11 protein-coding genes and 1 tRNA gene are annotated in these 12,920 nt (G+C 62.3%); 5 read left to right on the top strand and 7 right to left on the bottom strand.

Annotated features, from left to right (window positions below; genetic code table 11):
- Positions 1 to 21: 21 nt before the first annotated feature.
- Positions 22 to 954, bottom strand: a complete 933-nt coding sequence (locus REH59_RS02500; RefSeq protein WP_003255418.1) for an NAD-dependent epimerase/dehydratase family protein — start codon at positions 952 to 954, stop codon at positions 22 to 24.
- Entirely contained in the window at positions 947 to 1,831 is an 885-nt protein-coding gene (locus REH59_RS02495) for a sugar nucleotide-binding protein (protein WP_003255419.1), read from the bottom strand. Before REH59_RS02495 ends, REH59_RS02500 begins: the two co-directional genes overlap by 8 nt.
- Positions 1,832 to 2,089: 258 nt before the next feature.
- On the opposite strand from REH59_RS02495, the gene REH59_RS02490 reads away from it, so the two are divergent.
- From REH59_RS02490 to REH59_RS02480, 3 genes are read left to right on the top strand one after another with little or no spacing between them, the layout of a single operon-like run.
- Entirely contained in the window at positions 2,090 to 3,130 is a 1,041-nt protein-coding gene (locus tag REH59_RS02490) for a TauD/TfdA family dioxygenase (RefSeq protein WP_014860912.1), read from the top strand.
- 17 nt (positions 3,131 to 3,147) lie between these two features.
- Positions 3,148 to 3,939, top strand: coding sequence for a TSUP family transporter (locus tag REH59_RS02485; RefSeq protein WP_014755162.1), 792 nt, complete (start codon positions 3,148 to 3,150; stop codon positions 3,937 to 3,939).
- 8 nt (positions 3,940 to 3,947) lie between these two features.
- Complete coding sequence (locus REH59_RS02480) at positions 3,948 to 4,793, top strand: alpha/beta hydrolase (protein WP_004576901.1); 846 nt, start codon at positions 3,948 to 3,950, stop codon at positions 4,791 to 4,793.
- 11 nt (positions 4,794 to 4,804) lie between these two features.
- Here the strand turns inward: REH59_RS02480 and REH59_RS02475 are convergent, their stop codons facing one another.
- Positions 4,805 to 5,614 (bottom strand): helix-turn-helix domain-containing protein, encoded by an 810-nt coding sequence (locus REH59_RS02475; protein WP_003255426.1) that lies wholly within the window; start codon positions 5,612 to 5,614, stop codon positions 4,805 to 4,807.
- A gap of 178 nt (positions 5,615 to 5,792) precedes the next feature.
- On the opposite strand from REH59_RS02475, the gene REH59_RS02470 reads away from it, so the two are divergent.
- Positions 5,793 to 7,235, top strand: coding sequence for an alanine/glycine:cation symporter family protein (locus tag REH59_RS02470; RefSeq protein WP_010951788.1), 1,443 nt, complete (start codon positions 5,793 to 5,795; stop codon positions 7,233 to 7,235).
- Positions 7,236 to 7,298: 63 nt separating this feature from the next.
- Entirely contained in the window at positions 7,299 to 8,297 is a 999-nt protein-coding gene (locus REH59_RS02465) for an asparaginase (protein WP_011953333.1), read from the top strand.
- A 106-nt stretch (positions 8,298 to 8,403) separates the two neighbouring features.
- Here REH59_RS02465 and REH59_RS02460 read toward each other — a convergent pair.
- From REH59_RS02460 to fdhE, 4 genes are all read right to left on the bottom strand, one after another.
- Positions 8,404 to 8,499 (bottom strand) — tRNA-Sec (locus tag REH59_RS02460).
- Between the two features lie 6 nt (positions 8,500 to 8,505).
- Complete coding sequence (gene selB / locus REH59_RS02455) at positions 8,506 to 10,425, bottom strand: selenocysteine-specific translation elongation factor (protein ID WP_014860910.1); 1,920 nt, start codon at positions 10,423 to 10,425, stop codon at positions 8,506 to 8,508.
- Positions 10,422 to 11,849 (bottom strand): L-seryl-tRNA(Sec) selenium transferase, encoded by a 1,428-nt coding sequence (gene selA, locus REH59_RS02450; RefSeq protein ID WP_014860909.1) that lies wholly within the window; start codon positions 11,847 to 11,849, stop codon positions 10,422 to 10,424. Before selA ends, selB begins: the two co-directional genes overlap by 4 nt.
- A gap of 144 nt (positions 11,850 to 11,993) precedes the next feature.
- Positions 11,994 to 12,920: a formate dehydrogenase accessory protein FdhE gene (gene fdhE, locus REH59_RS02445; RefSeq protein ID WP_014860908.1), complete on the bottom strand. Its 927-nt coding sequence runs from the start codon at positions 12,918 to 12,920 to the stop codon at positions 11,994 to 11,996.

Below are 12,920 nucleotides of genomic sequence, written 5' to 3'. Positions count from 1 at the left end.
TGCTGAGCAGCCCCGCGGGGCTCAGCCTTTACCGAGAAGCTTTGTCAGGCCTTCAACCATCGGCGTTACCTGCGCAAATTTGAACCGCGCCAACAACCGCTGGTTATCCGCTCGCGAATGGCGGATATCACCCGATCGCGCCGCCGCATAGCTGATCGCTGGCAAGCTCCCAACAACCTTCTCCAGCGCAGCCAGCAACTGGTTCAGTGAGGTCGCCTGGTTCAGCCCGATATTCACCGCCCCCTCCTCGACCTGCGGCTGCTCCAGTGCCTGCACCATCACCTGCACCAGGTCGCCCACGTAAAGGAAGTCACGGGTCTGCTCGCCGTCACCGAACACTGTAATCGGCAAGCCCTGCACAGCGCGCTCGCAGAAGATGCTGATCACCCCGGAATACGGTGAGGAAGGGTCCTGCCGTGGCCCGAAGATATTGAAGAAGCGAAACACCACCGGCTCCAGACCATGCTGGCGACGGTAGAAGTCCAGGTACTGCTCACTGGCCAGCTTGTCCACGGCATAAGGGGTCAACGGCGCCTTGGGCGTGTCTTCGGAAATCGACTCCCCTTCACCATTGTTGCCGTACACCGCTGCGCTGGAGGCGAAGAGCACCCGGCGCACGCCATGCACGCGCATGGCTTCGCAAACGTTGAGGGTACCGATGAAGTTACTCTGGTGGGTACGCACCGGGTCTTCGACCGAGGCCTGAACCGACGCTACCGCCGCCAGATGCACCACAGCACGGCAGCCAGCCGCAGCCTGAGTGACCAGCCCTGCATCGGCAACATCACCTTCGATCAGTTCCAGCCGTGGGTGGTCGACCTGCAGATTGCTTCGCCGGCCGGTGGAGAAGTCGTCGAGAATGCGTACGGCGTAGCCTTTGTCCAACAACGCATCGCACAGGTGGGAGCCAATGAAGCCGGCACCGCCGGTGATCAGGATGGGGGCGTCAGCCATGGCGGTAGAACCGGTCCAGTAGAGGTGGCAAACCAGCGCGCCAGGCACGCGGCTTGATACCGAAGGTATGAAGGATTTTCTTGCAGGCCAGTACCGCGTGCTGTGGCTCTTCGCTGGCATCCGGGCGCGCGGCATGGGCCTGCGGCGTGGGGGCCTGAACGGCCAGCTGGCGGTATTGACCGGCCTCGGCGAGGATCGCCTGGCCCAGCGCCAGCGGCGTGGTCGCCTCATTGCCGGCGTAATGGTAGGTGCCCCACAGCGGCGCATTGCAATCCAGTTGCTTGAGCACCGACAGGATCACTCGGGCGGCATCATCAACCGGCGTCGGGTTGCCACGTCGATCATCGGCCAGCAGCAGTTCCTGTGGTTGCTCGGCACGGGTCAGGAAGCGGCCCAACGCGCCATCGATGCTCTCGTCCAGCAACCAGCCAAAGCGCAGCAACACATGCTGCGGGCAGGCCGCACGCACGCTCTGCTCGATGCGCCATAGGGCCTGGCCACGCAAGCCCAGCGGCACTGGCTCGTCCTTTTCGCTATAGGCCGTGGCCCGCGAACCATCGAACACACGGTAGCTGGAGGGCTGCACCAAGGTGATCTGATGGTGCTGGCACAGCTCTGCCAACCGCTCCACCGCCCGCTCCTGTTGAGCCAGGCGCTGCTCGCTGACCGACTCGGCCTGGAACCAGTCGAAGTAATAGGCCAGGTTGACCAGCGCGTCGGGGCGATGGTCATCGAGCAGCTGAGTGAGGCTTGAGGGCGCCCAGCCGTTCTCGGGCGGGCGCGGTGCCAGGAATGCGATGTCCTCCTCGGCCCCAAGACGAATCAGCGCTTGCCCGAGGGCATTGCCACCACCCAACAGCATTAGGCGCATACGCATAGAGTCAGCAGATCCGGAGAGGTTGATGAGAAAAAAGAGTCATTTTGCGGTTTCCTGCCCGGGAAGTCCAACACCGGCCCCGTTCGATGCCACAGGGCGTGATTCCACAGTTTCACCGCTCAATACCGCTACAGACAGAAATTTCCTACGACACACGAGGAATGGGCTGACTACCACGTCACGGCATAACTGCATTGAATAGTCGACTCCCCACTTGCCAGCCAGGGAGTTTCACACAAAAACGACAAGGAACGTTCGATGCCTCATTCGGAAGCTGCCTATCTGGATTTCTACCCAGAGCAAAGCCAGGCCATAGCCTTTGCAAGCCAAACCCTTGCTGATTTGGGTGGACCGGAGGCTAAAGGAGTAGCACTTCAGGCTCGTATATTCGCCGATCAACTCGAAAAAGCCTTGAGTGAAGAACAGCGTGCGCTCCTACAGCGCTTCAGTGAAGGCCATCTATCTGCCTTGATGTACAGGCAGATGCACTGTGCCAACGAGTCAATACCAGAATACCTACCCGACATTACCGCCCTGGCGCAAAGCCCTCGCTGCCAATACCTTGCCTCGCGCAATCAACTCCTGCTGGAGCTCGTACGCCACCGCAGTTTCGCCTTCGATATCGACAACAATGGCAAACAGGTCCGCCTGGTCGGCAACTTCAAGGGCGGTGGCCGCGTCCCGCGACCCGACGAAGATCCCTGCCTGGAGGTTGAAACCAGCTCGCATGCGGGCTTGCGCTTAGGGCCACACACTGAAGCACCTTACAACTGCTCAACAAACGCCAGCAACGCTCACTCCCCTGCGCCCTCAGCACTGATTCTCACTGCGCGCTGGAACCCCGCCAATGAACCTACGAATGTCTTCCCACTCCGGGAAATCATCGAACGCTTGAGTAGCCTGGACACACTTGCGCTGACTTCAAAGTCTTTCGACTTCACACGCAGTGACTGCTTCGCTCAGGGACAGGGCAGTGCTGGCAAAGCAGTTTCAATGCTGCAGTTCGAGCCCAATGGTGGTTTCTCTGTTCGATACAACAGCTATCGCTTCAGTCTGAATGAACGTGCCTGCAGCGCTGCGGCGCGCGCTTTCAACGCCTTTCAAAAAGCACTGAGCACTGCACAACCGCTGACGTTTACCCTGCAACCTGACAGCGCATTGTTGATCAACAACAGCCGAGCCTTGCACGGCCGCGACAAGGTCCAGGACAACCGGCGCCTGCTTATCCGTCAATTCGGATACTCCCCCTTCGCCGTACCGTTGGTGCTCGCTGAAGACCCGCTGCTGGTACGTGGTTGAGCACAGGAAAATACCCCATGATCGAAATCGACTTGACGTTTGTTCTGCTACTCGCACTGGTTGCACTGATGGCCGGCTTTTTTGATGCTATCGCCGGCGGCGGTGGCCTTATCACGCTCCCGGTGTTGTTTATTGCCGGTGTAGAACCCTTGGCAGCTATTGCCACTAACAAGTTCCAGGCAGCTTCGGCTACGGTTTCGGCTACGTGCGCCTTCGCCCGCAAAGGCATGATCGACTGGAGACGAGGCAGTCCCATGGCTGTCATGGCGTTTATCGGCGGGGCGCTGGGGGCCTTGTCGATAACTTACGTCCCCAAAAGCGTTCTGCAGGCGTGCGTCCCACCACTGCTGATCCTGATCGCCGCCTACTTTGCCTTCAGTCCAAAGCCGAATGAACAAGCGCGCAAGGCAAAGGTATCGACTAGCCTATTCTGCGTGACGGCTGCACCCATCATTGGCTTTTATGACGGCATCTTCGGCCCTGGAGTCGGCTCGTTCTTCATGCTGGCCTGCGTGGTCCTCTTGGGCCAGCACCTCATTCAAGCCGTATGCACCAGCAAGCTTTTGAACGCGGCCTGTAACCTGGGCGCATTGTCAGTTTTTTCTCTCAGCGGGGCGATCATCTGGCCGCTGGCGCTGGCAATGGCGCTCGCCGCCTTTCTGGGCGCACAATTGGGGGCTCGCTGCGCAGTGCGCTTCGGCTCGCGCCTCATAAAACCGCTGCTGGTCAGTGTCTGCTGCATCATGGCACTCAAACTGCTGCTCGATACCGGCAACCCGCTCGGCGAATGGCTCAACCAGTTCTTCTAGAGAGCACCATGCACATTCAAAAGGCTTCCCCGCAGCGCGTGAAGTGGCAGTTTGACGAGCCCGCCCCGGGCAAAGAGCTGTTCATCAATGAAGTCTTTGAAAACTACCAGCAACAGGCGCGATTGCTGGTACCTGATATCGAGCGCGCAGCCCCCGCATTCGTTTTGGGGGGCGCGCGTTCCGACTTTACCCGGCTCAACCCTCTGCTTTATCGCCTGCAAACCGCAGGCATTGGTTCACTCACTGGCAATCTGTCAGGTCATAGCCTCGCCAGCGAGCCAGGCGCAACGGCGCCGTCACTGGCGACGAACCTTGATGAAGCAAAGCGTTTCCACGCGCATATCGCGCCTCGATGCCGAACGCTCATTGGCCACAGCCTTGGCGCGGCCATTACGCTTAAGCTTGCAGCACAGTTGCCACAAGTGGACAGCATCGTATTGATCTGCCCTGCTGTTTATCCAGACGATGCCCACCAGGCGCCGTTCGGCCCGGCGTTCACTGCCGCCATCAACAAGCCTTTCGGTTTTCTGGAGAGCGATAGCTACACCTTCCTCAACCAGTTTCGAGGAAGAGTATTGATGGTGATCGGCGAGTACGACGGGCTCAACTCCCAGCGATTCGGCAAAGGCCCCGGCACCAGCGCTGGCAACCTGTGGCTTGCTGGCACTGAACGCTATAGCCCGATTCCTGAAGAAGTTACCCTCGCCTTGATGCGAGCAGTTTCAGCGTCACGTTTGCAATGCCTGTTTCTTACCGACTGCGACCATGGCATCGCGGCTCATTTGCGCAGTACTCCAACAATAGCGGACCAGGTTGCGGACGCAGTAGCAACGTTCATCCTCGACAATGCTTGAGGCGTTGAGCATTACTCGATCTCGAACAGACCGTTGCGCAACGGCGCCACACTCAACCGCTCACGCACATCGTCATCTATACGCGGATCATCCGGCCGGTACAGTTTCACCTGCCGATACGCATTGATGCGATTGATCTCCTCGCCCAGGTATTCCCACACCACCCGGGTACAGGCCGGGTTGCGCCGGTCACCGCTGGATACGCCGGCCTTCAGGCCATTCAGCCGGGTAATGCGGCTTTTGAAGCTGGGGATGAGGATGGTCTGGCTCATTTCGTTGAACGTCAGCGACTCGTAATCGATGAGGAACATCCGGTCCTGCAGCTGGAACGCCGCACCCAAGTAGCGGCAACGTACCTCGGCATGCTGATCGGTGGCGCTGGAGCGCTCCTGCCGTTCCTGGCGCTCGAACAGAAAACGGCCGCGCTCTTCCCACAGGTGCACCAGCGACACGAGGGTCGTGCCCGGCACCGACATGCAGTTGGAGTACTCGAAGTAGTAACCGCAATAGCGCGAAAGGTTGCCGCCATGTTCGTGCAACGGGCGGAACAACTCGCTGATCGGGTCACTGGGTTGCTGGGCCTGGGGCGATACCCGCGCACCGATCAGACGGGCGAACTGCTCGGCGGGCAGGTTCAGTTCGTAATCCTCGACACCGAAGAAGTCGCCGATACGCTTCAGGTTGAAAGCCGTCGGACGGCTTTGCCCGCTCAGGTACTTGTTGAACTGCGCGCGGTTGATCGACAGCTGGCGGCAAACTTCGGAAATAGAGCGGTAGTGACTGCAGGCAAGTTTGAGGTTTGTAGCGAAGTGATCGCTCATATGCGGAATCCAGGTGACGCGAATGACGCCATTGTAGCATCAAGTCGCATCAAGTCAGAGCAATCCGCGAAATTGTAACCACTCTTGTCATAGCCAACCATGCGCCCCAACGAATAGCGGTGCGCCTGCCGTCCGCTGGTCTTTCCACACGAAGAATAAGAATCGAGGTCATTTTCCAATGCTCGAAGTAATCAACGATTTCCTTTCGGGGAAACTCCTCATCGTGCTGATCGTCGGGCTGGGTAGCTACTTCACCATTCGCTCCCGGTTCGTCCAGTTCCGCCACTTCACCCATATGTTCAGCGTGTTCAAGGAATCGCTGCGTGGCCAGGCAGGCCAGCTGAGCTCCTTCCAGGCCCTGATGCTGAGCCTGGCCGGCCGCGTGGGCGCCGGCAACATCGCCGGTGTCGGTATCGCAGTGACCCTGGGTGGCCCTGGTGCCGTGTTCTGGATGTGGGTTACCGCACTGGTGGGCATGTCCAGCAGCTTCTTCGAGTGCACCCTGGCCCAGGTGTACAAGCGCGCTGATGGCGACGGCCTGTACCGTGGCGGCCCGGCCTACTACATCCAGCACGGGCTGAAGCGCAAGAGCATGGCCATCGTGTTCTCGATCTTGCTGCTGGTCACCTACGGCTTCGCCTTCATCGGCCTGCAGTCGTACACCGTCACCCACTCGCTGCAGAATGCCTTTGCCTTCGACCCAAGCCACACCGGTATTGTGCTGGCCGTACTGCTGGCCATCACCTTCATCGGCGGCATCAAGCGCATCGCGGCAGTGTCGGACCTGCTGGTACCCGTCAAGACCCTGGCCTACATCGGCGTGACCCTGTACGTGATCGGCACCCAGATCGAACACGTGCCAGCCATGCTGGAAACCATCTTCAAGAGCGCCTTCGGCCTCGACCCGGCGTTTGCCGGCCTGCTCGGCAGCGCCATCGTCATGGGCGTGAAACGTGGCGTGTTTGCCAACGAAGCAGGCCTGGGCAGTGCGCCGAACGTCGCCGCCGTGGCCGCGGTGAAACACCCGGGCGCGCAGGGCGTGGTCCAGGCCTTCAGCGTGTTCCTCGACACCTTCGTGATCTGCACCTGCACCGCCTTGCTGATCCTGCTGTCGGGCTTCTACACCCCGGGCTTCGAAGGTGACGGCATCGTCCTGACCCAGAACTCGCTGGCCGCCGTAGTCGGTGACTGGGGGCGCGTGTTCGTTAGCGTGGCGCTGTCGCTGTTCGTCTTCACCTGCATCCTCTACAACTACTACCTCGGCGAGAACAGCCTGCAATTCCTCAGCCGTAACCGCGTAGTGTTGATGGTGTTCCGTGGCCTGGTACTGGCACTGGTCGTGTGGGGTTCGATGCAAGACCTGTCGACCGTGTTCGCCTTCGCCGACATCACCATGACCTGCCTGGCCTTCGTCAACCTGGTGGCCCTGGCCCTGCTGTTCAAGGTCGGCCTGCGAGTCATGCGCGACTATGACGACCAGCGCAAGGCCGGTGTAAAGCAGCCTGTGTTCGACTCGTCCAAGTTTGCCGACCTGGACCTGGACCGCAATGCCTGGCCTGCCAATCCGCAGGTGGAAACAGCCACTGACAAAGCAGTCGGCCAAGTTCAGACGCAGCGCTGATATCCTCCCCTGCCCAGCCGCCCCTTCCGCGGGCGGCTTTTCTTTGTCCGCTCACCGCTACGGATGCTTTCCATGCGCGCAGTAAAGAATCTTCTCGTTCTCTATACCGGTGGCACCATCGGCATGCTCGAAACCCCCGAAGGCCTGGCACCGGCCGGTGGTTTTGACGCGCGGATGCGTGAACACTTTGCCCAGATGGCCAATGCACCCCAGGTGCAATGGACACTGCACGAGCTGAACCCGCTGCTCGACAGCGCCAATATGCAACAGCACAACTGGCTGGCGATGCGCGATGCCATCGTCGCGGCGGTGGATGTCGCGGGCCACGATGGCGTGTTGGTGCTGCACGGTACCGATAGCATGGCCTACAGCGCTGCTGCGTTGTCGTTCCTGTTGCTGGGCCTGCCAGCACCGGTAGTGCTGACCGGCTCGATGCTGCCGGCAGGTGCCCCGGACAGCGATGCCTGGGACAACCTGTGCGGCGCATTGCGCCAGTTCGAACACGGCCTGGAAGATGGCGTGCAGCTGTACTTCCACGGTCAGCTGCTGCATGGCTGTCGGGCGTCGAAGCTACGCAGCGAAGCGTTCGATGCCTTTGCTGCGCTGCCACGCCACCGTGACGCTGAGCGGGCCGATACGATCCCTGCCGAGCTGGGCTACAAGCAACCGCGCAAACCGGTCAACCTGGCGGTTGTGCCGGTGTTCCCGGGGCTTCAGGCCGGGCATTTGCAGGCCTTGATCGACAGTGGTGTGCAGGGTTTGCTGCTGGAGTGCTACGGCAGCGGTACCGGGCCATCGGATGACCAGGCGCTGCTGAATGTGCTGAGCGCAGCGCGCCAGCGCGGCGTGATGCTGGCGGCTATCAGCCAGTGCCCGGAAGGCTCGGTGGTGTTCGACACCTATGCAGCGGGCAACCGCTTGCGCGGGGCCGGCCTGGTCAGTGGCGGTGGCATGACCCGTGAAGCAGCGCTGGGCAAGATGGTGGCGCTACTGGGCGCAGGGTTGGATGCTGACGCAGCGGACCGCTGGTTTGTCCTGGACCTGTGTGGCGAACGGGCTTGATCAGCGCCTTTGAGGGCCTCTTCGCGGGTAAACCCGCGCCTACGACGATTGCGTTTCCTGTGTAGAAGCGGGTTCACCCGCGAAGAGGCCCTAAAGGGTGAAAAAATGGCGGAAGGCAGCGGGAGTCGAACCTGCCCGGGAACGGCTGCCGTCCCCAACCGGGTTTGAAGCCCGGCCGCGCCACCGGGCGCGATTGCCTTCCTTGAACTCAGTGCCTGGCCTGCTGTTGGGCCAGGGCGCTGTCGGCGCGGATGTGACGCTGGTCGGCCACCCTCCGGGTCAGACCGATGCGGTCGAAGTATTCCAGAATCTGCACACTGCGCTTGCGACCGATGCCCAACATATCGCGAAACGCGGCAACCTGCACTATCTGCGTTTCGCTGGCCTGCCCCAGCATCAACGCTGCCATGCGCTGAAGCGTAGCCTCTGGATAGAACAGGTCGCGCACCACCTGATGTACCAGGCCCAGCCGGGCCAACTTGCGCAGTAACAGGCGCACATCGGCTTCGGCACGGTTCTCCTCACCCGCCAGCGTCCTGACCCAAGGTGGGTCGTATTGCCCTGCGATCAACTTCGGCTGCAGACGTGCCCACAATGCACTGTCGGCTTCGCTCAACTGCACCTTGTGGTCGGGCAGATGCAGCCATGGCCCGCTGCTGGCGATGGCGCTGTCGTCGAGCAGTTCATCCAGCAGGCTGACGAAAGCCGGCCGTTCCAGGAAGGCTACAAAGCGCCGCAGGCGATCGCGGTCCGGGCCGAGCTGGTCGGGCTCTTGCTCGTGAAAGCGCGCCAGCTGTTCCAGAACCTGCTGCTTGAGCGCCTGCCATTGGGCGTTGGCGAACAGCAGTTGGCCCTGCCGGGTGGCCACCACCCGCACATCATCCGGTAACTGCCAGGTTTCCCGCAGGCGGTTGAACTGCCGCTCGAGTCGCTGCGGGCTAATGCCGCCCGGTGCACTGGCGAGCAGTGCTGGCAGTGCCTGCTCCAGATCCGCTGCATCGCGCAGCACCTGCAACTGCTGCAGACGGGCATCGCTGCGGCGTTGGCGGCTTGGGGCGAACGGGTCGAGCACCTTGCCGCCGCCCAGTGTGCGTTGGGCGCGCTGATCGCGCAGCACCAGGCGGTCGCCGTGCACGGCCTGCAACGGCGCGTTGAGCAACAACTGGGCAAACATGCGTTGGCCGGCAGCCAGGCTTTCGCCTTCGAGCAAGGCGACCCGGGCCGTTACATCCTGGGTGCCGAGGTGCACATGCACAGCACTGAAATGTTCGAAAGCACGCTTCTCGCCAGGTAACAGGTTCAGCTCGATATCCACCCGAACACTGGGCGCATGCAACCATTCGGGCACCAGCCAGTCGCCCCGGTGCACCTGCTCCACGGCCAGGCGCTCGGCAGCGATGTTCAGCGCCACCCGTTGGCCTGCTTCTGCCACCAACGCGGCCTGGTTCTGTGCATGCAGGCCACGCACGCGTACCACCTTGCCGGCCTTGCCCAGCAACAACGTATCACCCGCACTGACCCGCCCGGCCAGTGCCGTGCCGGTGACCACCACTCCGGCGCCGGTAACCGCAAAGGCACGGTCGACGGCCAGGCGAAAACCACCGACGACACTACGCTGCCGTGTACCTGCTTCGGCCTCCAGCAGGGCCTGGCGCAACGCGTCCACGCCCTCCCCGCTGATGCTCGACAGCGGAAACTGCCGCGCACCGGCATATGGCCCAGGCGCCAGCAATTCACTGACTTGCATCTGCACCTCGGCCAGACGCGACGGCTCGACCCGGTCGCATTTGCTGATCGCCACCAAGGCCTGGGGAATGCCCAGCAGCTCGATGATCGCCAGGTGCTCACGGGTCTGCGGCATGACCCCGTCGTCGGCCGCCACTACCAACAGCACCAGGTCGATGCCATGGGCGCCGGCCAGCATGTTGTGGATAAAACGCTCGTGGCCCGGCACATCGATGAAGCCGGTCAGCGGCGCGCCTTCGCTCAGCGCCGCATAGCGGTAGCCAAGGTCGATGGTCATGCCGCGGGCGCGCTCTTCTTGCCGCTGATCGCCGGCCTGGCCGGTCAGCGCCAGCAGCAGTGCGGTCTTGCCGTGGTCGATGTGGCCAGCGGTACCAACGATCACTGCACCGGCCCCAGCTGCAGGGCTGGCAACTGGGCCAGCCACTGGGCTTCGTCATCCAGCTGGCGCAGGTCCAGCCACAGGGCATCGTCATCAATGCGGCCCAGCACCGGCACCGGTAGGTCACGCAGGGCTCGCTCCAGCACATGCAAGCTGCGCCCGCGCAACTTCTTCGACACTTGCGGGCGCAGGCACAGCGCGGCACTGGGCAAGCGTGCAACCGGCTGGCTACCACTGCCGATCATGCCCAACGCGGGCTCTACACGGATGGCCCATTGCTCGCCGAGGCGCGCCTGGAGCTCAGGCGCCAGGCGCTCGGCCTGGGCCTGGATCTCGGCTTGGCTGCGAGTCAGCAGGCGCAGGCTGGGCAGGCGCTCGGCCAGGCGATCGGGGTTACGGTACAGCGCCAGCACCGCTTCGAGTGCAGCGAGGGTGATCTTGTCGACGCGCAAGGCACGCTTGAGCGGATTTTTCTTGATCCTGGTGATCAAGTCCTTGTGGCCGACAATGATCCCGGCTTGCGGCCCCCCCAGCAGCTTGTCGCCACTGAAGGTGACGATATCGGCACCATCGGCCAGGGCCTGGCGTACCGTGGGTTCAGCGGGCAGGCCCCAGCGGGTAAGGTCGAGCAGGCTGCCGCTGCCCAGGTCTTCAAGCAGTGGCAGTTGATGTTGGTGGGCGATACGTGCCAGCTCGGCAGTAGGCACCTGGGTAGTGAAGCCCTGGATGCTGTAATTGCTGCAATGCACCCGCATCAGCAGACCAGTGCGCGGGCCGATGGCGGCCTCGTAGTCGCGGGCGTGAGTACGGTTGGTGGTGCCAACCTCGTGCAGCTTCACACCGGCACGGGCCATGATGTCGGGAATGCGGAAGGCACCACCGATCTCGATCAGTTCACCGCGAGAGATGATGCCTTCCTTGCGCGCGCCCAGGCTGTTGAGCGCTAGCAGCACGGCGGCGGCATTGTTGTTGACCACAGTGACGGCTTCGGCGCCGGTCAGCTCGCGGATCAGGCCTTCGATCAGGTCATCACGGTCGCCACGTTTGCCGGTGGCCAGGTCGAATTCCAGGTTGAGCGGGTAACGAGCCGCGGTCTGCATGGCCTCGATGGCATCTTCCGGTAGCAAGGCGCGGCCCAGGTTGGTGTGCAGCACGGTCCCGGTGAGATTGAACACGCGGCGAACCTGGCTGCGTTGCTGGAGGGCGAGGCGTTCGCCGCTGCGGCCAAGGAGGATTTCCGGAGCCAGTTCGGCGCTGCCGAGTTCGCCATGACGGGCGGGCTCGCGCAGGTCGTCGAGCAACTGGCGCAGGGTATTCAGCACGGCGTCACGGCCGTGGCGATCGATCAGAGGGAGGCAAGCCGGGTGGCGAAGGAGGGTATCGATGGACGGCAGGCGTGGGGTGTCGCTGGCAAGGCTGTTGGACATGCGGTACTACCTTGGACTGATCCGTTGTCTGTGCTGGCCCATTCACGGGTGAACCCGCTCCTACAAGTACAGCGGGTTGGCGCAATTACCTGTAGGCAGGGGTTTGACCGCGAAGAAGGCAAGTCGATCTTTCAGTGTAGACACTCACCCGCCACCGGGCCCGAGCATCAGGTTGGGCGCCAGGCGATGGAAGCCCTCCCCGTCCAGACGTATATCCAGGGCCAGGCTGGCCAGGTCATCGGCCAGCGGCTCGGCCGCCGCATCGTTCTCCAGGTAGTTCTGCTTCAGGTAGCTGGCGCACCCGGGGCAGCATTCCGCGCGCAGCGGCGCTTTGCCTGGCGCATGGCGATCATCCTCAAGGCTGGTGTAACGCAAATCCTTGCTCGACTCGCAGTACACACACTTGACCCGCACCACATGCCACTCACAGGCACACAACGAACAGGCCAGGTAACGCAAGCCGTTGTGCTTTCCACGGTTGCGCACCACCCCGGCCATCGCCGGCGAACCACAAGCCGGGCATTGGGCCAGGCTGCCGGCAGGCTTGAGCTGGTGTGCGGGCAGCGCCAGCAACCAGCTGGACCAGGCCGCCTGCAACGCGGCACCGAGAAACGGCACCAGTGCTGCAGGCACACCATCGTACTGGCCTGCCAGCAAAGCAATGCCCCAGCCCTTGCGCTGATTGTCATCACTGCCTCGTAGCACCTGCAGGGCCTCACCCATCGGGCCACGGGTTTCGCCGCTGAGGTGCTCTAGCAGTGCCTGCAACCAGACCAGCCATGGCCCTTCACGCACCAGGCTGTCAGCCGCCAGCGGCGGCAAACCATGGTCCATGCACAGGCGCTGACGCGCCTCGGCCACCGGCATGCCGCCGGGCGGGTTATCCACAAGCTGCTGCTGGATGCGGCATAACCGCGCAATCAACCTCAGGTAGTCGCCAAGCGCGTTGCCCTCAGCCAGTTGCTCCAGGCGGGCGGCGCGCAGTTCAAACAGGTTGGCGGCAGGCAGGTGCAGAAATGGCGGCGTGACTGCCGACGCTTCGATCTGCCCGGGTTCAAGTATGATGCTCAA

It is taken from the genome of Pseudomonas sp. BO3-4 (assembly GCF_034044115.1).
Taxonomy (GTDB): domain Bacteria; phylum Pseudomonadota; class Gammaproteobacteria; order Pseudomonadales; family Pseudomonadaceae; genus Aquipseudomonas; species Aquipseudomonas alloputida.
The sequence above is the reverse complement of the archived record's forward strand: the minus strand, read 5'-3'. Positions and strand labels throughout refer to the sequence as shown.